25 protein-coding genes are annotated in these 17,654 nt (G+C 60.6%); 20 read left to right on the top strand and 5 right to left on the bottom strand.

Features of this window, described 5'->3' with window-relative positions; all coding sequences use genetic code 11:
- Positions 1–3 precede the first annotated feature (3 nt).
- The 4 genes from EV286_RS03940 to EV286_RS03925 all read left to right on the top strand — a co-directional run bounded on the left by EV286_RS03940 (position 4) and on the right by EV286_RS03925 (position 3,188).
- The gene (locus tag EV286_RS03940; protein WP_245500602.1) at positions 4–174 is read left to right on the top strand and encodes a dihydroxy-acid dehydratase; all 171 of its coding nucleotides are present in this window, start codon (positions 4–6) and stop codon (positions 172–174) included.
- Positions 175–468: 294 nt separating this feature from the next.
- Positions 469–1,551 carry an exo-alpha-sialidase gene (locus tag EV286_RS03935; RefSeq protein ID WP_132955684.1) on the top strand — a complete coding sequence of 361 codons (1,083 nt, stop codon included), beginning with the start codon at positions 469–471 and terminating at the stop codon, positions 1,549–1,551.
- 10 nt (positions 1,552–1,561) lie between these two features.
- Positions 1,562–1,861, top strand: a complete 300-nt coding sequence (locus EV286_RS03930) for a MoaD/ThiS family protein (protein WP_132955683.1) — start codon at positions 1,562–1,564, stop codon at positions 1,859–1,861.
- Positions 1,862–1,964: 103 nt separating this feature from the next.
- A complete protein-coding gene (locus tag EV286_RS03925) occupies positions 1,965–3,188 on the top strand; it encodes an acyl-CoA dehydrogenase (protein WP_132955682.1) in 1,224 nt (407 codons plus the stop codon).
- Positions 3,189–3,253: 65 nt separating this feature from the next.
- Here EV286_RS03925 and EV286_RS03920 read toward each other — a convergent pair whose 3' ends face one another.
- On the bottom strand, positions 3,254–3,697 hold the full coding sequence (locus EV286_RS03920) for a glyoxalase superfamily protein (protein ID WP_132955681.1): 444 nt from the start codon (positions 3,695–3,697) through the stop codon (positions 3,254–3,256).
- 319 nt (positions 3,698–4,016) lie between these two features.
- Here EV286_RS03920 and EV286_RS03915 point away from each other — a divergent pair, with 319 nt between their 5' ends.
- Entirely contained in the window at positions 4,017–4,367 is a 351-nt protein-coding gene (locus tag EV286_RS03915) for a hypothetical protein (RefSeq protein ID WP_132955680.1), read from the top strand.
- Between the two features lie 30 nt (positions 4,368–4,397).
- Here the strand turns inward: EV286_RS03915 and EV286_RS03910 are convergent, their stop codons facing one another.
- Positions 4,398–4,844: a host attachment family protein gene (locus EV286_RS03910; RefSeq protein ID WP_132955679.1), complete on the bottom strand. Its 447-nt coding sequence runs from the start codon at positions 4,842–4,844 to the stop codon at positions 4,398–4,400.
- 211 nt (positions 4,845–5,055) lie between these two features.
- Between EV286_RS03910 and EV286_RS03905 the strand changes: the two genes are divergently transcribed.
- Positions 5,056–5,481, top strand: a complete 426-nt coding sequence (locus EV286_RS03905; protein WP_132955678.1) for a PilZ domain-containing protein — start codon at positions 5,056–5,058, stop codon at positions 5,479–5,481.
- A 92-nt stretch (positions 5,482–5,573) separates the two neighbouring features.
- Positions 5,574–6,692: a pyridoxal phosphate-dependent aminotransferase gene (locus tag EV286_RS03900; protein ID WP_132955677.1), complete on the top strand. Its 1,119-nt coding sequence runs from the start codon at positions 5,574–5,576 to the stop codon at positions 6,690–6,692.
- Positions 6,693–6,825: 133 nt separating this feature from the next.
- On the opposite strand, the gene EV286_RS03895 is transcribed toward EV286_RS03900, so the two are convergent.
- The gene (locus tag EV286_RS03895) at positions 6,826–7,092 is read right to left on the bottom strand and encodes a sel1 repeat family protein (RefSeq protein WP_132955676.1); all 267 of its coding nucleotides are present in this window, start codon (positions 7,090–7,092) and stop codon (positions 6,826–6,828) included.
- 949 nt (positions 7,093–8,041) lie between these two features.
- Between EV286_RS03895 and EV286_RS03890 the strand changes: the two genes are divergently transcribed.
- From EV286_RS03890 to EV286_RS03860, 7 genes are all read left to right on the top strand, one after another.
- Positions 8,042–8,314: a hypothetical protein gene (locus EV286_RS03890; RefSeq protein WP_132955675.1), complete on the top strand. Its 273-nt coding sequence runs from the start codon at positions 8,042–8,044 to the stop codon at positions 8,312–8,314.
- A 766-nt stretch (positions 8,315–9,080) separates the two neighbouring features.
- Positions 9,081–9,413: a hypothetical protein gene (locus tag EV286_RS03885; protein ID WP_132955674.1), complete on the top strand. Its 333-nt coding sequence runs from the start codon at positions 9,081–9,083 to the stop codon at positions 9,411–9,413.
- Between the two features lie 255 nt (positions 9,414–9,668).
- On the top strand, positions 9,669–9,950 hold the full coding sequence (locus EV286_RS03880) for a hypothetical protein (protein WP_132955673.1): 282 nt from the start codon (positions 9,669–9,671) through the stop codon (positions 9,948–9,950).
- 304 nt (positions 9,951–10,254) lie between these two features.
- Complete coding sequence (locus tag EV286_RS03875; protein ID WP_132955672.1) at positions 10,255–10,503, top strand: hypothetical protein; 249 nt, start codon at positions 10,255–10,257, stop codon at positions 10,501–10,503.
- Positions 10,504–10,553: 50 nt separating this feature from the next.
- Positions 10,554–10,808: a hypothetical protein gene (locus tag EV286_RS03870; protein WP_132955671.1), complete on the top strand. Its 255-nt coding sequence runs from the start codon at positions 10,554–10,556 to the stop codon at positions 10,806–10,808.
- Positions 10,809–10,920: 112 nt separating this feature from the next.
- Entirely contained in the window at positions 10,921–11,187 is a 267-nt protein-coding gene (locus tag EV286_RS03865; RefSeq protein ID WP_132955670.1) for a hypothetical protein, read from the top strand.
- A gap of 177 nt (positions 11,188–11,364) precedes the next feature.
- Positions 11,365–11,718: a hypothetical protein gene (locus EV286_RS03860; RefSeq protein WP_132955669.1), complete on the top strand. Its 354-nt coding sequence runs from the start codon at positions 11,365–11,367 to the stop codon at positions 11,716–11,718.
- A gap of 571 nt (positions 11,719–12,289) precedes the next feature.
- On the opposite strand, the gene EV286_RS03855 is transcribed toward EV286_RS03860, so the two are convergent.
- Positions 12,290–12,991, bottom strand: a complete 702-nt coding sequence (locus EV286_RS03855; RefSeq protein WP_132955668.1) for a glutathione S-transferase N-terminal domain-containing protein — start codon at positions 12,989–12,991, stop codon at positions 12,290–12,292.
- Positions 12,992–13,152: 161 nt separating this feature from the next.
- Between EV286_RS03855 and EV286_RS31865 the strand changes: the two genes are divergently transcribed.
- Both EV286_RS31865 and EV286_RS03850 read left to right on the top strand, forming a co-directional pair.
- Positions 13,153–13,323 (top strand): hypothetical protein, encoded by a 171-nt coding sequence (locus tag EV286_RS31865; protein ID WP_165932773.1) that lies wholly within the window; start codon positions 13,153–13,155, stop codon positions 13,321–13,323.
- A 96-nt stretch (positions 13,324–13,419) separates the two neighbouring features.
- Entirely contained in the window at positions 13,420–14,922 is a 1,503-nt protein-coding gene (locus EV286_RS03850) for an AMP nucleosidase (protein WP_132955667.1), read from the top strand.
- A 12-nt stretch (positions 14,923–14,934) separates the two neighbouring features.
- Here EV286_RS03850 and EV286_RS03845 read toward each other — a convergent pair whose 3' ends face one another.
- Entirely contained in the window at positions 14,935–15,156 is a 222-nt protein-coding gene (locus EV286_RS03845) for a hypothetical protein (RefSeq protein WP_132955666.1), read from the bottom strand.
- A gap of 157 nt (positions 15,157–15,313) precedes the next feature.
- Here EV286_RS03845 and EV286_RS03840 point away from each other — a divergent pair, with 157 nt between their 5' ends.
- Genes EV286_RS03840 through EV286_RS03825 form a run of 4 tightly spaced genes read left to right on the top strand, consistent with a single transcriptional unit; the run spans position 15,314 to position 17,654 of the window.
- On the top strand, positions 15,314–15,670 hold the full coding sequence (locus EV286_RS03840; protein ID WP_132955665.1) for a YciI family protein: 357 nt from the start codon (positions 15,314–15,316) through the stop codon (positions 15,668–15,670).
- Positions 15,671–15,680: 10 nt separating this feature from the next.
- The gene (locus EV286_RS03835; protein ID WP_132955664.1) at positions 15,681–16,034 is read left to right on the top strand and encodes a YciI family protein; all 354 of its coding nucleotides are present in this window, start codon (positions 15,681–15,683) and stop codon (positions 16,032–16,034) included.
- A gap of 9 nt (positions 16,035–16,043) precedes the next feature.
- Positions 16,044–16,403, top strand: coding sequence for a YciI family protein (locus tag EV286_RS03830; protein ID WP_132955663.1), 360 nt, complete (start codon positions 16,044–16,046; stop codon positions 16,401–16,403).
- A 9-nt stretch (positions 16,404–16,412) separates the two neighbouring features.
- On the top strand, positions 16,413–17,654 hold the full coding sequence (locus tag EV286_RS03825; protein ID WP_132955662.1) for an RNA polymerase sigma factor: 1,242 nt from the start codon (positions 16,413–16,415) through the stop codon (positions 17,652–17,654).

Here is a 17,654-nt window from a genome sequence, read left to right as displayed (position 1 = left end):
GATATGATTACCATCGACGCGCATCGCAGGCTGCTTCAGCTTGAGGTGGAAGAGGACGAAATCGTGCGGCGGCGGGCTCTTTGGAGACAACCCAAGCCCAGGTACACCAAAGGGGTGCTCGCAAAATTTGCGGCGCTCGCCAGACCGGCTAACGAAGGCGCGATTACAGGGTAATTTCTGTTGCTAGGGCACTCGTGTATTGGGCCAAAACGCTCACTGCCCTAGCGCGCAATGAGACTGGTGGGCATTCATTAGCTTGCCCCATGTTTCCGGACAGGTTGTTTAACCTAACAAGCTGGTGACCGCCTCTGGCGCATAGTTGCCGCAGCGCCTCACAACTCGCGGCATCCCAATACCCCATCCCGCAAATTTCTGCTGGGCCATGTCGACCTACGCCATTCCGGTTCGTCTTTATTCGACAGCACTTGCTGAAGTATGATGAGAACCGAGGTGGAATGGGAGGCTGGAATGGCTAAGAAAGTGCTTATACTGGTCGGCACCAAGAAGGGTGCCTTCATCCTCGAGAGCAGCGCGGAGCGTTCCGACTGGAAGCTCAAGGGTCCCTATTGTGCGACCTGGCCGATCAACCATGTCGTGGGCGATCCGAAGACCGGCAAGATCTATGCGGGCGGTGGCAATGAATGGTTCGGCGGGGCCGTCTGGCAGAGCGCGGACCTCGGCGAAAACTGGACCCACTCCAGCGAGGGTCTCAACTACGAGAGCGGCGACACGCCGATCAAAGCGGTGTGGTCGCTTGCCGTGGCCCATGACCGTGTGAACGTCGGCGTCGAGCCGGCTGGTCTTTTCCGCAGCTTCGACGGTGGTCAAACCTTCATGCATGTCGAGGGATTGCAGAAGCATCCCTCTCGCGAACACTGGACGCCTGGTGGCGGCGGGCTGATCCTCCACTCGCTGGTGCCTCATCCGGATGATCCCGACCAGCTCTGGGTCGGGATTTCGGCGGCCGGCGTCTTCTATACCGCCGATGGCGGCAAGACCTGGGAAACGAGAAACAGGGGCACGCGCGCCGACTTTCTTCCCGAGGGGCAGAACTACCCGGAATTCGGTCAATGCGTGCATTGTCTCGTGATGGGCGCCGGCCGACCGGACCGGCTCTACCAGCAGAACCATTGCGGCATGTACCGATGCGATGACGGGGCGAAGCAATGGGAGAGCATCGAGGAAGGACTGCCATCGACCTTCGGCTTTCCGGCCGCCGCCCATCCGCGCGATCCGGACGTGCTTTACCTCCTGCCGCTCAACAGCGATATCGGCGGGCGCTTCGTGCCCGAGGGCAAGACGGCGGTCTGGCGGACGCGTGACGCGGGCAAGACCTGGCAAAGCCTGAGAAACGGCCTGCCGCAACAGGACGTCTACTTCAATGTGCTGAGGCAGGCACTGGCGACGGACACGATGGATTCGGCCGGGATTTATTTTGGCACGAGTTCCGGCGAGCTTTACGCCAGCGCCGACGAAGGCGAGAATTGGCAGCGCATCGCCGAGCACCTTCCCGCCGTCTATTCGGTCGAGACCATGGTGCTCGACGGCTAGGAACGACGCCATGGAACTGCAGGAGAAGCATCATCATCTCGTAGCACCGGTGCAGGTCCGTCTGCCCGGTGTTCTTGTCGATCTCTTTCCGGGTTCGGTGCGGCGGCTCGACCTTCATGTCGCGACCGTCAACGAGATGATCGACGCGCTGGACGAGCGGTGGCCGGGCATGGCGGATCGCATCCGCGATTCCCGGCCTTCGGTGCGCAAGCATATCAACATCTTCGTGGACGGCGAGCGGGCAACGCTGAAGACGTCCCTTCCGCCGGGCGCCGAAGTCTTCGTGCTGACCGCGATCAGTGGCGGCTGACGAGCCCCGCCCCGCTGCGCCGACAGGCTCAATCTTCTCCCTTTCCGCATCGGGATTGCTGATGTAGCAATGCCGCAGGGATGGAAATACAGGGACGAAAGACATGAGCGATCACCACGCCACAACGCCGGAAGAGGCGCGCGCACGCATGGCTGACTTCGTATGGGAGGATCCGTTCCTCCTCGAGGACCAACTGACGGACGAGGAGCGGATGATCCGCGATACGGCACGGGCCTATGCGCAGGAGAAGCTTGCGACCCGTGTGCTGGAGGCCAATCGCCACGAGATCTTCCACCGCGAGATCATGACGGAGATGGGAGAACTCGGGCTCCTTGGCCCGACGATACCGGAGGAATTCGGAGGCGTCGGCGCCAACTACGTCTCCTACGGGCTCGTCGCGCGCGAGGTGGAACGGGTCGATTCCGGCTATCGTTCCGCCATGTCGGTGCAGTCGTCGCTCGTCATGCATCCGATCTTCGCCTACGGCACGGACGAACAGCGCGCCAAATACCTGCCGAAGCTTGCGAGCGGCGAATGGGTCGGCTGCTTTGGCCTGACCGAGCCGGACCATGGCTCTGACCCCTCCTCGATGATCACGCGCGCGAAGAAGGTCGATGGCGGCTACAGCGTTTCCGGCGCCAAGAACTGGATCACCAATTCGCCGATCGCGGACGTCGCCGTCGTCTGGGCGAAGTCGGATGGCCATGACGGCAAGATCAAGGGCTTCATTCTCGAACGCGGCATGAAGGGACTGGAAACGCCCAAGATCGAAGGCAAGTTCTCGCTGCGCGCCTCCGTCACCGGCATGATCCAGATGCAGGATGTCTTCGTGCCCGAAGAAAACCTCCTGCCGCATGTATCCGGTCTTGCCGGTCCCTTCGGTTGCCTCAACCGCGCCCGCTACGGCATCGCCTGGGGCGCGATGGGGGCTGCGGAATTCTGCTGGCATGCGGCGCGCCAATATACGCTCGACCGCAAGCAGTTCGGCAAACCGCTCGCCGCCAACCAGCTGATCCAGAAGAAGCTCGCCGACATGGAAACCGAGATCGCACTCGGACTGCAGGGCGCGTTGCGTCTCGGCCGCCTTTTTGACGAGCACCGTGTCGCCGCCGAGCTTATTTCACTCATGAAACGCAACAATTGCGGCAAGGCGCTCGACATCGCCCGCACGGCCCGCGACATGCACGGCGGCAACGGCGTCTCCGACGAATATGGCGTGATCCGGCACGTGATGAACCTGGAAGCCGTCAATACCTATGAGGGTACGCACGACATCCATGCGCTGATCCTGGGCCGGGCGCAGACGGGCATCCAGGCATTTCAGTAAGGCCTTATGGCCGCGAAAGGGTCGCATCCTGAGCCGGACGCGACCCTTCCTGATCTAGCGGGAGATCAAAGCTCCAGCACGAGATGCGGCAGACCGTTCGACGTCTTCCTCGGCGAGACGCCCTTCGCATCGATCTGCGCCGTGATGCGGCGCCGGAACGCGGAGAAGCTTTCGAAGGTCACCACGTCGACCGGCTCGTCGAAATGGATCACGATCTTGTACTGTTCTCCGCCGGGAAGCGCGGCCAGCGACAGCACCTTCCCTGCAAAGGGCCGGTTGAGATAGCGCCCGCGAACGCGATCGCCAACGGTAACCGGCGGGCCGGCTATCGTGGCTGGCTCGCGGGGAGCCATCGCCGAGAGCGTGTTCCAGTCGCGCGCGCCGTGTTGCTGGGCAACCAGTTCGAGGGCCGCGCCGTGCGGTATTGCCGTGCCACGCTCCGCCATGGCATGGCGCAGCCGCTTGGCATACATCTTCAGTTCGCCGACTGTCGGCAAAGATATCGTCATTGGATCAAGCCTTTCAGGGGCATGCATTTTGCGACAACGGAAGGGGCTCGCATTACCAGCAGTCAGCATGCGCTGATTGGCCTTAACTGAAAGAGGACTTCACCATAGCTTTCGCTTGCGAGCGGCAGGCGCCTCGACCGGCCGTTGATATGGGGGGCGACGGCGATGCTGTCAAGCGCGCATGAGAGCGGCCAGACTGGCCGAAAACGGGACGGTCGGGGCACGTGTGGGGCGGAATTGCTTGCAATTGACCCACCTCGTTCAGAATTTGTCAGCTTTCCGGCGCTATCTTCAGGTTGTAGGAACAATGGAGGGTAAGATGCCCTTGCAGACGCACCTCGACAAGCACGGCGACCAGCCGGAGCGCAACTACCGGGAATTCGGCATCGACCGGCCTGGCAAGATCATTTTCGTTGGCCACCACCTCAGCACCAAGACGCAGGTGCGTTGCCTGATCCGCTCGATAACGCTTGCCGGCGCCGTGCTGGAAGTGACGCCCGGCCTCGAAGTGCCCAACCATTTCTTTCTGGAGATTCTCGGCATTCGCGACGAGATCGGCTGCACGCTGGTAAAGCGCGACGGCGAACTCGTCACGATCAGCTTCAACATGCTGATCAACCAGGAATTCCTTCATCATGTGCTGCGACTGAGCTTCGAGGCCGAGCTCTAAGGTCCGAACGGACATCGGCCGAGCTGCCAGCTATGCGCTGAGATGCCGTTCGATGGCGTCCACGGGCAGGTTCGTCAGATCCTTGGGGATCTCGGCGGTGACCGCCGCCTGCACGCTGGCCCTGATATGCGGCCTCAGGAAGCCGAGAGCGGTCGGCGGCGCGACGAGGATGATCCGCTTTGCCTCCCTTTCCTCGACCAGTTGATCCATCTTGTTCGCGATCTTCTTCAGGAACTCCTCCTCGGCCTGCGATTTCCAGTCGGTCTCCTCGACGGCGCTGCCGCCCATGCCGTCCGCCTGATGCGTGCGCCCCGGCTTGCCCGTGCCGAGTTCCCGGTCGGGAATGCTCGGCTGGACCAGCGTCTCGTAGACTCTGAGGTTGATCAACTCCGCATCTCCGGCATTCTGCATAATCAAGGCCTTGCCGCCGTCACACACGACGACCCAGGCCTCCCATGGTATTTTGATATCGGTCATCTTTCCCTTCCTCGTTGTTGCACCCGTTTGACAAACGTCGCCGGCTTGAAAGAGTTCGAAAGAAATCGACCTATTGCGCCTGTGATGGAAGTTCCCGGAGCGATTGCTAAAATTGGCGATATGCCCTTGACGATTGTGCAAGACATTCGTGCCAATGTTCCAGATGTCCCAGTCCAGAATGATTCAGGGCGGTTCAAACCGGGGAATAGCAATGTCCATGCTGAATGCGACGCATCTGGCTACAGTCAAGTCCGAGGTCTACGACCGCCGGTGGGAGCGCTTCTTCGTCAGACGCCCCGCGCGGATCATTGCTGTCCGGCCCTGCCTGAACGGCCTCTCCATGCGCAGCTGCGAGATCGTGGATATTTCCCAGGGCGGCGCTGCATTCACCGTGGCGACTACGATCGGCATGCCGCTTCACTACTATCTCAACATCCTCGGCCTCGCCTACCGCATCGGCTGCGCCGAGGTTTATCGAAACGACTCGCGCGTCGGCGTCAAATTCATCAATCTCATCGATCCCGAAACATTGAGACGGATTGTGCGCGCGGATTTCATGATCGGGAATACCGAGGCGCTCGCCGCCACCCGCTCGTCCCGCGCGCCGAACCCAACTTGGCCCTCGCTTCAGAAATAGGCGCAGCCTCGTTCTCCTGACTATTGATTAAGCAGGGTCGCCGGCTATGGTGAGTGAATTCTCACCCCTCAATGCCGGAAGACGATCGGATAATGCCTGGATTTTCGCGCTTCACGCCCCTGGTCAATTCCCTGCCCTCCACGATTCCCTTTGTCGGCCCGGAGGCGATCGAGCGGCAACGCGGCCTCGCCGTCAAGGCACGCATCGGTGCCAATGAAAGCGGCTTCGGCCCTGCCCCCTCCGTCATCCAGGCAATGCGTGAAGAAGCGGGCGATATCTGGAAATACAACGATCCGGAAAACCATGCCCTTAAGGCTGCGCTCGCCGCGCATCTCGGCACGGGGCCCGCCAACATCGCCATCGGCGAAGGCATAGACGGGCTGCTCGGCATGATCGTCCGCATGGTGGTCGAGCCCGGCACGCCGGTCGTCAGTTCGTTCGGCGGCTATCCTACCTTCAACTATCATGTCGCGGGTTACGGCGGGCGGCTCGTCGCCGTGCCCTATGTCGAGGACCGGGAAGACCTGAACGGCCTTCTGGAAGCGGTCAAACGGCAAAATGCACCTCTCGTCTATTTCGCCAATCCCGATAATCCCATGGGGAGCTGGTGGGATGCGCGGGAAGTCGTGGCCTTCGCAAAGGCATTGCCCGAGACCTGCCTTCTCATCCTCGACGAAGCCTATAGCGAAACAGGACCAGCAAGCTCGCTTCCCTCCGTGGACGCTCTGATCGACATGCCGAATGTCATGCGCACCCGCACCTTCTCGAAAGCCTACGGGCTTGCGGGCGCCCGCGTCGGCTATGTCATCAGCACGCCGGAGACCGCGCAGTCCTTCGACAAGATCCGGAATCATTTCGGGATGAACCGGCTGGCGACCGTCGCGGCACTCGCGGCGCTGAAGGACCAGTCCTATCTTCGGGACGTTATCGACAAGATCCACGCTTCACGCGAGAGGATATCAGAGGTGGCGCGCAACAGCGGGCTGGCACCCCTGCCCTCGGCGACCAATTTCGTCACGATCGATTGCCGCAGGGACGGCACCCACGCCCGGGCGATCGTCGATGGCCTGATGCAGCACGGCGTGTTTATCCGCATGCCGGGCGTGGCACCTCTCAATCGCTGCATCCGGGTCAGCACCGGACTGGAAGCAGACATGGAGCTTTTTGCCGAGGCGCTGCCGAAAGTCCTCAATACGGTCGGCGGACCCTGAGGCAATAGCCAAACGCGGCGAAACCGCGTCGGTCTTGCCGGACGCGGTTTCGCATTCATGCCTTTGCGGCTCGCTGGCCTACGGCCTCGTCATGAGGCCGGCGGCCCGTCTTTCAGCACCGGCGCTACGGCCGTCAGTGCATCGTCATCCATTCGCGTGCGGCGCGAAGCGCCTCCGCAAGCTCCATCTTGCTCATCGTCGCGGCGACATCCGCCCGCAGTTCAGCGGCTCGATCGCAGCCCTTGATGGCCGCGATGTTCAGCCACTTGTGGGCTGCAATGAGGTTGATGCTGCAGCCGCGGCCGGTCGCATACATCAGACCCATCTCACAGAAGATGTCGGCGTGAGCCTCGCCACCCATGGTGGCCATTTCAGCATTCTGCATTTCGAAGCGTGCCATCGGTTTTATCCCTGTTTCAGCCTGTTGAACTTGCCCTGTTTTTCCTTCGAGATCGGTCCGTCTCTTGCGGCTTTTGATCTTTCCGGCCGGCGGGTTTGCCCCGCTCGTTTGATGGGTTCACTATGCCAAACGGCTTTCAAGAAGCGCTTAAAATGCATGATTAATTTGACACAAACAAAGTCCAAACGCTTGGTAAACTTGGGATTTCGTTAAACATGGGATCGCCTGAGAATTAAGGATTTCGCGGTTCTGTTAACGGAAAATTCAGAACTGAAACTAAACCCTTTCTTCACCACGAAATCAGCAAGCCTCGGAAAAATTCCGGCGACTCGTCACCGCGCAGGCTGCCCAAGGGCCCCTGAATCGGCGCTGACGTATTGCCGTTCGTCTCGAAAACACACGCAAACGAATGCGGATTGCCGCCCTCCGAAGACCGTCTGCGGTGATTTCAAAATTCTGAACGATATTGAAAAGCCAGGGACCGGCGCCTACGTCATATTTCTGTAACATTGTATGCTTCATGCAATCTTTCGGTGCATTAACTCGCCTCACCTCTACTAACCAACTAATCGTACTGCATATTTCCCGGTTGCAGACACAGCCGTGGCCGCCTTCCCGGCTGCCGAATGGCCTTATTGTTCACAAAATGGTTGTGAGCTGATCCCGCAGCTTCAATTGTTCGTGAATCATTGACACTCGATTCATAAATCCCGCCCTTCTGGCTTCATTACGACTGGCTCATATCAAAAGGGCGCAGGGGGCGACGCCGCCTGCAATGCTCAACAGCAGCCAAGCCAGATGAAGGGAACCTCTCCCATTTCCATCGTCAGGCTTCCTGCTCGGAGGCGAGAGGGGCCAAGCCGAAGACCAGGTGGGTCACGGCCGGCTTTGACCAGAAATCATTCCGCAGACGCAAGACGGCACTGCGGCACCCACAAGAGGAAATAAAATGAGCAAGATCGCAAACATCACCGTGGCCGGTGCGCTCCTGGCGACCACGGTCCTGGGCGCCTCGGCAGCATTCGCCGGCGGCAGCTACTACAAGGGCGCGTCTTCGACGCCGATCAACCAGGGTCACGACGCTGCCCGCGGCAATGTCGACCACAGCGCCCGTACCGGCGCCGTTGGTGGCCAGGACGTTGCCGGCCCCGCCGCCGCTCCGCGCAAGACGCCGCCGCGCCGCGGCGACTACTACAAGGGCACGAGCCGCCCGACCTACTAAACAACATACGCAGACGACGCCGCCGCGCACTGCCGGCGGCGTCGAAAAGTAAAGCTGCCTACCTCCGGGCGGCGTCCGCCATTCGGTGTCGAAACTCCGCCTCGTACCGGCAATCCCTTCCCCATCGGCATCTCCCTCATCCCAGAAGCGTCGAATCGTGCGCAAAGAGACGTGCGACTTCCGGTCGGCAATTTGCCTTATTTGCCTTATTTCGCACGCGTGGGCGTCACAAATGGCGCCATATTTTGCCTCAAAGCCCTGATGTGGGCTTCATGAAATATTTGTAATAAATCCGGTTTTGCCCTTGGGACTTCATTTTGATCCATGCGAGCGATGCGCAACCTCCGGATGCGCCTGGACATTTTTCCCCCGACCTTTGCTGCAATATCTTATAAATGCTCGATTTTCAGCCGCCGTTAAAATGCCGGCGCGCTGCACTGCACTCGCAAATCCTGTCGGCGGCGAAAATCCGGTTGCATTCGGGAATCCGGTAAAGACCGACTTCACATCTTGTTGACGGCCAGATGACACCTCGGCCCCTTTTTTCGCTCGATTGGCGGAACATATTTCTTCTGGTGAGCTACGTTTTCGGCTCATGCAAAAGACAGTTTAGGTCATTGGGAAAGCTGGGTTTTTTGTTCGCTTCTCCCGAAGGGCTTGCTGTGGCGACAGAGATGTCGAGGGCAAATGGCCCGCAATTGAAACGGCTGCCGATGCACAGGTCGCAAACTCAGGTGCAAGGCAACTAAATTGAAGGAACAGGACAATGAGCAGGATCACCAACATCACCATGGCTGCTGCCATCGCTGCCACCGCCGTCTTTGGCACTGCCGCGTCGGCCTTCGCCAACAACGACGACCGCGGTTACTACCCGGGCGCCTTCCCGACGCAGCAGCACTACAACAACACGGGTGAATTCCAGCAGTCGGGCGGAATTCTGGGCGGTCTGTTCGGACTCGACCGTAACGCGAACGTCGATACCAACTCGACCGGCAGCATCTCCAATCGGCCAGTGCGCGTTCATCGCGAACAGTCGATCTTCCCGATGGGCCAGGAAAGCCAGCCGGACGCCGGCTCCTATTCCCCGAGCCCGTTCTGAGCCGAAGCACTCGGTGTGAAACAATATTGGCCGACGCAGGACTACGGCCTGCGTCGGCCCTTCGACCGGAGGCAGGGCAATAAGCAGCATCACGAAGAGAGCGGTGGCGTTCGCCATCGGGATTGAAGGCATCTCTTCGCGGGTATGTGCCTAATCCTTTCATGAGTTCCTGCGCCACGGCGCAGGGTAGACGGGTGCCGACACGCAGGTCGCAAACGGCGTGGCGTCACAGAGCAACCAGTAGGAGTATAGATAATGGGCAATATTGTAAGGGTTCATATCGCAGCAGCAGTGCTTGCTTCCTTCGCATTGGGAGGCGCGGCCTCTGCTTTCGCAGACAGCTACTATCAGGGTGCAGATCCCAACCCCACGTATATCAACCAGGTTCGCCAACATGACGGTCAGGTCGACCACAGCAGCCGCACGGGCAGCGTGGGTAGCGACCAGACGATGAACTCCGGGGCATCCGGTTCCATCGTGCCGACCGACCGTGTTCCCGACCGCGGCGATTACTATACGGGTGCCAATCGCCCCTAAGACGGCAGCCATCGCTACACGCGAGAGCGAGATCGTCAGGAGCTTTCCCGAGGCCGCCCAGCTGTAGAAATGCAGCATGGTCCGTGCGGGCAGTTCCATCCCAAAAACCGGCTAGATCGAAACTCCCATCTCTCCCGGATGCTGGTGTTTCGCAGGTGGACTAACCTGGCGGGCAAATCTGCCGGGGAACCTTCCTGTAAGTTCTGAGCCGAAATATTCCGGCGTTCCCCCGCGCCTGGAAAACCGTGCCTGTGCGCAACCGATGTCCGCGCACCGGCACCCAACAACGAAGGAGCAATGCCACATGAGCAAGATTGCAAAAATCCAGCTCGCATCAGTAATTCTCGCATCCGTCGCGGTCGGCGGTGCAACTTCAGCATTTGCAGGCGGTGACTACTATAAAGGCGGTGAGCCGAATCCGACCTACGTCAACAAGGTCCGTCAGCTCGACGGCCACGCTGACAACATGCATACCGCCGGCATCCCCAACACGACCAAGACTGTGCCTGTTATGCACCACGCCAAGGTTCACCACGTGCCTGTGCAGGGCTGATCTCTAGCAATTCCAGCCTCAAGCACTCGCAAACGAAGGAACAAGACCAGATGGGCAAGATTGCAAAAATTCAGGTAGCAGCAGTAGTTCTCGCATCCGTCGCGGTCGGCGGTGCGGCTTCTGCCTTCGCAGACAGCTACTACCAGGGAGCTGATCCGAACCCCACATATGTCAACAAGGTTCGCCAGCTCGATGGTCACATCGACCATGCAAGGACCTCCAGCGTCGCCGTCTCCACGGCGGCTGCGCCGGCGGCACCGGTAAAGCACCACACCAAGCTTCACCGCGTGCCGGCCCAGGGCTGAAAGGCTCAAGGCCGCCTGTCCGTACGAAGGACATGGCAGCACTTTGAAACAGGATTGCCGGCAGGCAGGTCGCAAGTTCGCGTGCCGGCAATCCAACTGAAAGGACAATCACATGCCTAAGACGATGAGTATCGCCATGACGGCGGCGATCGTCGTAGCCGCCCTTGCCGGCGGGACGGCGTCCGCCTTTGCCCGCAACGACGGTGACTACTATCAGGGTGCCTTTCCTACGAACCAGACCTACAACGACGTGGGCGAGTTCCAGCAGGGACGACTTCGCACCCATCAGCCCGGCCAGAGCATGACGACTGGCAGCACCTCCAACACGACGAATGCCCCGATGATGCACCACCGGAGCGTACGCAAGCCGACTCGGTAGCAAGGGCGGTTTGCGAACTACAAAGGACGCAGTACCCTCGAATCTGCGCATTATCCTCACCGAAAATCGATCGTGGTCTTCGCGGTTGTGCGCTCTGCACAGGGCATGAATTGCGCCCGAAGCAACCGTTGCCAATGCTCATCTCCCAACGAGCATCGGCACGCAGAGGAAACTCCAATGACCAAGATGACACTCGTAAGCATCGGCGGCGCAATGATTATTGCCGCCTCCACCCTCTTCGGCTCCCAAGCAGCATTCGCCGCAAGCGCCGACCAACCCACGATGACATCGACAATGCATACAAAGCGCATCATGCACAGGCACGTCGCCCAGAACCGCCACATCGACCGGAATATCCAAACCGGCAGCATTCGCAGCGCTCCGGTGGCCGGCGTGCCCGACAGGCCGGTCATCTCAGTTCCGGGACAAGCGGTTCCCCGCCGAGGAGACTACTATACGGGACCCGACCGCATGCACGGGTTCAATTGGCCGGCATGGCCCGTCGAACCGGAAAACAACAGCATATACTGATTTGACTGATTAGAGACCCAGTCGTCTAGCGTGGACCGGCCGTTTTTGGGAGCGAAAACCAACACGCCCAGCGCGGCCGGAACCTGGCTGGGTCATCACGCATAAGTGCGAGCATCCCGCAGATATCACCATGGGCATGTGACATACTTAGGGCGGAGCGCTTCGCATAGACATAAAATAAGCCGGTACGTTCTTTCATAAGCGTATCGGCAATTTCTTACGACATTATATTGAGGCCGGCGGGTCGCAATCGCCGCCTCAATGGCTGATCGGAATAGGACCGGATCATCCAAAAAATTCCCGGATAATCCACGTTTCAGCACGAAAATCTATACCAGAGTATAATAGACGGTGTCAACGCGTATAGCCTGGCGCGGGCTGCGGTCGCGGCTCGTTGGTACGCGATAGGTACGACACAATTTGCCGACGCCCCCCCGGGAAGCCAACAGCACGAGGCGCCGGGAATCCGATGCGTTTCCCGGTATTCGCGCAAGTGGAGAACCGGCTGCCCCGTCTTCCGCATCCAGTCCACCGCCCGTCACGACAGGCGGTGGACTGATGCTGAGGGCTGTTACCGCGCCGTCTGACCGAAAAGGATCTTCTGCGCTTCCTTGTCCTCGGAGAGCGGCTTCTGCCTGGCACGGACATCCTTGCCGACTTCCAGACCACGCTGCACGGCCGGCCGAGCGCTCAGCGTCTCGAACCAGCGCTTGAGGTTCGGAAAATCATTCAGGTCCTGCCCGGCATTCTCGTACTGCCGCGCCCAGCCGAAGCTTGCCATGTCGGCGATCGAATATTCGCCCGCCAGGAATTCCCGGTCCGCCAGGCGCCGGTTCATCACGCCGTAGAGCCTGTTGACCTCGTTGGTATAGCGCTTGATGCCGTATTCGATCTTCTCGGGCGCATAGTGACGGAAGTGGTTCGCCTGCCCTGCCATCGGTCCGAGACCGCCCATCTGCCAAAAGAGCCACTGGTCCACGTCCACCCGCTTGCGCTCGTCCGGGGGATAGAACCTGCCGAACTTGCGGCCGAGATATTGCAGGATGGCGCCGGACTCGAAGACGGAGATCGGCTCTCCTCCGGGGCCGTCCGGATCGATGATGGCCGGCATGCGATTGTTGGGAGCAATCTTGAGAAATTCCGGGGCGAACTGCTCGCCCTTGCCGATGTCCACATATTTCACGTCGTAGGGAATACCCAGCTCTTCCAACATGATGGTTATCTTCCACCCGTTGGGGGTCGGCCAATAATAAAGTTCGATCGGTGCCGCCATGGCTGAATTCCTTTCTCTTTCAAATGACATAAACGAACGCCGCCGCCATTGCTTTCCTGAACGACCGATGAACCGGTAAATCAGGCGCCATTCAGCCGCCCTGTGGCAAAACAAGACCATCGGTGGGAATGAACGACGGAACGATCCTAAGGGGAACGGCAATGGCAATACTGGCACGGCGTTTCACCATTATTACACTTGTAGCAGCGGTCTTCGCGATCACTTTCTCGGCAGTGGTCGAACGTGCCGCACGCGAGAATGCGCACATCTCGTATGGCGCCATGTTCGGCTGCGTTCAGCCTGCGGGCGGCCACTGCGCGCAGACCCTCTGAAGGCAGATGGCGTTTTAGGCGCAGGACTGTCGCCAAAGGCGTGCTTTGCGCCGCACGCGTCGTTTGCTTGTTAAAAACAACCATCTATAATGCCGCATGAGCAAACGAATCTCTCCTTTGTCACCCCCCGAGATCACCTCCCCGCCGCCCTACGAGCCGCAAAGTTTCGACGATCCGGTCCAGGCAGTCGACGCGCTGACAGCGCTCTACGATCGCAATACGGCCTTCCTGATCGAGAGCTTTTCACGTCTTGCAAGGGGCGCCCCAGCAACCTCCCGTTTCCGCGCCTACTATCCGCAGGTCAGCATCGAGACCACCAGCTTCGGCCACGTGGATTCGCGCCTTTCCTATGGCCATGTCACGGCTCCCGGCGTCTATACGACGACCGTCACCCGGCCCCAGCTCTTCCGCCACTACCTGAAGCAGCAGCTCGGCCTCCTGATGCGCAACCACAATGTCTCGGTTGTCGTCTCCGAATCGGCCACGCCCATTCCGCTGCACTTCGCCTTCGGCGAGGAAGGCCATGTGGAGGCCTCGGCCGCCGCCTTCGTCGACGTTCCGCTTCGCGACCTTTTCGACGCGCCCGATCTCAACACGACCGATGACGAGATCGCCAACGGCGAATTCGAGCCGGCGCCGGGCGAACCGCTGCCGCTGGCTCCCTTTACGGCGCAGCGCATCGATTATTCGCTGGCCCGCCTTGCGCACTACACGGCGACAAGCGCCACACATTTCCAGAACTTCGTCCTGTTCACGAACTACCAGTTCTACATGGATGAATTCTGTGCCTGGGCGCGTGAGCTCATGGCACGGGGTGGCGACGGCTACACCGCCTTCGTCGAGCCCGGCAACATCATCACGCATGCGGGATCGAGCCGTCCAGAGACCGACGCCCAGTCCGTGCGCATGCCGCAGATGCCGGCCTACCACCTCAAGAAGAAGGGCCACGCCGGCATCACCATGATCAACATCGGCGTCGGTCCGTCCAACGCCAAGACGATCACCGACCATGTCGCGGTGTTGAGACCGCATGCCTGGCTGATGCTCGGCCATTGCGCAGGCCTGCGCAACAGCCAGCGCCTCGGCGACTACGTCCTGGCCCATGCCTATATGCGCGAGGACCACGTGCTCGACGACGACCTGCCCGTCTGGGTGCCCATTCCGGCGCTCGCCGAGGTGCAGGTCGCGCTCGAGGCCGCCGTCGAAGAAGTCACCGGGTACGAGGGGTTCGAGCTGAAGCGCATCATGCGCACCGGAACCGTGGGCACGATCGACAACCGCAACTGGGAACTGCGCGACCAGCGCGGACCGGTCAAGCGTCTTTCCCAGGCGCGCGCGATCGCTCTCGACATGGAATCGGCCACGATCGCCGCCAACGGCTTCCGCTTCCGAGTGCCTTACGGCACTCTGCTCTGCGTTTCCGACAAACCGCTGCATGGCGAGCTCAAGCTTCCGGGCATGGCGACCGCCTTCTACCGCACGCAGGTCAACCAGCATCTGAAGATTGGCATTCGTGCCATACAGAAGCTTGCCGCCATGCCACCCGAAGCGCTGCATTCGCGCAAGCTCAGGAGCTTCTTCGAGACGGCTTTCCAGTAAGGCAGCCGCCTCTCAATAGTCACCCCTGACGATCGGCGGGGCGGCGCCTGCCGCTTCCGTTGTCGTGTCTTGCGAGACCACCTGCAATGCGGCAACCATCGCCGCGGCGATGAGCAGCGTGGCCGCCGTCCGCACTGCGAGCCAGCCAATACTCATAGTCTCGTCCTCGACCAGCCCCTTCTCCCACCGGCTCGCCCAGAGCCGGCTTGCGACCGCAATCTCAAAAATGCTCATGACCGTCTCTCCTCAATTCATGTGACGGTCCTTGTCGAAGAGGATTCCCCCTTTTCGACATCGCGTTCATGGTCGAAGATATTTTTCATCCGCCTGTCGAATTCGGCTCCGTCGGTTCGTCAACAGGGCATCGAATGAAGTGAGGAGAGACGCAGACATGAAATATCTTTGCCAGGTCTGGTTCGAAAGCTCGATGCTGGACGGAATGTCGAAGGAGGCGAAGCAGAGGCTGGACGAGGAGGCGCTTGCCTATAACGTGCAGCTCGTCGCAAGCGGCCACATGATCGTTGCCGAAGCCCTGCAGTCTCCGAGCGCGGCCGCAACCGTGCGCGTGCGAGGTGATGACTTGTCGGTCACTGATGGCCCCTATGCCGAGACGAAGGAACAGCTCGGCGGCTTTATCCTGATCAACGCAAGCGACCTCAACGAGGCTATTCGCGTGGCAGCGAGAATTCCGCTTGCCAAGCTCGGTTCGGTCGAGGTCCGGCCGATCCATGATTGCGGTATTCGCTGAGGAGCGGACGATGAAATATCTTTGCCAGGTCTGGTTCGACACCGACAAGATCCGCGCCATCACCGCCGAGGAGGGAGCGGCGCTTACAAGGGAGTCGATCGAAAACGACGAGCGACTGCGCGAAAGTGGCCATCTGCTGGTCGCGCTCGCGCTCAGGGAGCCCGAGACCGGGGTGACCGTGCGGGTGCGCGGCGATAACATCACGGCGACTGACGGTCCCTTCGCCGAAATCAAGGAACATCTCGGCGGCTTCGTGCTGGTCGAGGCAAGCGGCATCGAGGAAGCCAAGCAGATCGCCGCCAGCTTCCCTGTCGCCAGATATGGAGCCATCGAAGTGCGGGAGGCCTACCCGATCAAGGAGTAGCACTAGGCAATGCGCTTTCTCTGCCTGATCTACAATTCCGCCGATACGGACGGCACACTTACGCCACGGGAGACCGACGAAATCGTCCGTGCGCATTTCGCCTTCGACGAAGACCTGCGCCGCGAGGGCACGATGATCCATACCCACGCGCTGGAGCCGCCCGAGAGCGCAACAGTCATTCGCGTACGCGGCGCCACCGTCTCTGCGACCGATGGCCCTTTTATCGAAACGAAGGAGCATCTTGCAGGCTTCTACGTCATCGAGGCGTCTGACCTTGCAGCCGCGACGGAGATCGCCGCAAGGATACCGTCAGCCCACGTTGGCGCCATCGAGGTGCGGCCAATCAGGATACTGACCCTTCCGGAGTGAGGAGTAGGCTTGGAACGGCTGATCGAAGACATCTATCGCTCCCATTCGCGCCGGGTGCTGGCGACGCTGATCCGACTGCTTGGGGATTTCGATCGCGCCGAGGAGGCCTTGCACGACGCCTTCGCCGCCGCAGCCGGCAAATGGCCGGAGACCGGCGTGCCGGACAATCCGGTCGCGTGGCTCGTCTCGGCCGGGCGCTACAGGGCCATCGACAATCTTCGCCGCCGCGCACGCTTCGATGCCTCGCTCGGCGACATAGCCGCAAGCCTGCATCCCGAAGACGAACCGTGGGAAATCGGAGACGCCGAACTGATCGAGGACGACATGCTGCGCCTGATCTTCACCTGCTGCCACCCTCTTCTGCCTGTTGATGCGCAGATGGCGATGGCCTTGCGGGAGGTGTGCGGGCTGACGACGGAGGAAATCGCTCACGCATTCCTCGTTCCCGCGCCCACGGTGGCACAGAGGATCGTGCGGGCGAAGAATCGCATTCGGACGGCCGTAATCCCTTATGAGGTACCCGCCAAGAACGAGCTGCCGGACCGCCTGCAGCAGGTCCTTCACGTCATCTACCTCGTGTTCAACGAGGGCTATTCCGCTTCTTCGGGTGCCGAGATCGTTCGTACCAACTTGACGGCCGAGGCGATCAGGCTTGCCCGGACGCTCGACCGCCTGCTGCCGGATCCGGACATTCGCGGATTGCTGGGGCTGATGCTCCTCCAGGATTCGCGCAAAGCCGCTCGCGCCGGCGATGCGGGCGAGATCGTCCTGCTTGCCGACCAGAATCGCGCGCAATGGGATCGGGCCAAGATCGACGAGGGTCTCGCGCTCGTTGCTGCTTCGATGCGCGAAGGCACCGTCGGCGTCTACACGCTGCAGGCGGCGATTGCCGCAGAGCATGCGCGGGCGGAGCGGGCAGAGGAAACCGATTGGCGAAGGATCGCGTGGTACTACGGCCTTCTCGCAGCCGCGCACCCCTCCCCGGTGGTCGAGCTCAACAGAGCAGTTGCCGTCGCGATGTGCGATGGCCCGGCGGCGGGACTGGCGCTCGTTGATGCGATCCTCGCGAAGGGAGAATTGAAGGCCTATCATCTGGCGCATGCGGCACGCGCCGATTTCCTGCGCCAACTCGAGCGTTTCCTTGAGGCGCGCGACGCCTACGAGGCCGCGCTGGCGCTCTGCCGGCAAGCGCCCGAACAGGCTTTCCTGCGGAAGCGGATTTCCGAACTGCCGCCGTTACCCGCGACCTGA

The organism is Rhizobium sp. BK251 (genome assembly GCF_004345245.1).
Taxonomy (GTDB): Bacteria; Pseudomonadota; Alphaproteobacteria; order Rhizobiales; family Rhizobiaceae; genus Rhizobium.
This window is presented reverse-complemented; position numbering and strand designations above follow the sequence as displayed.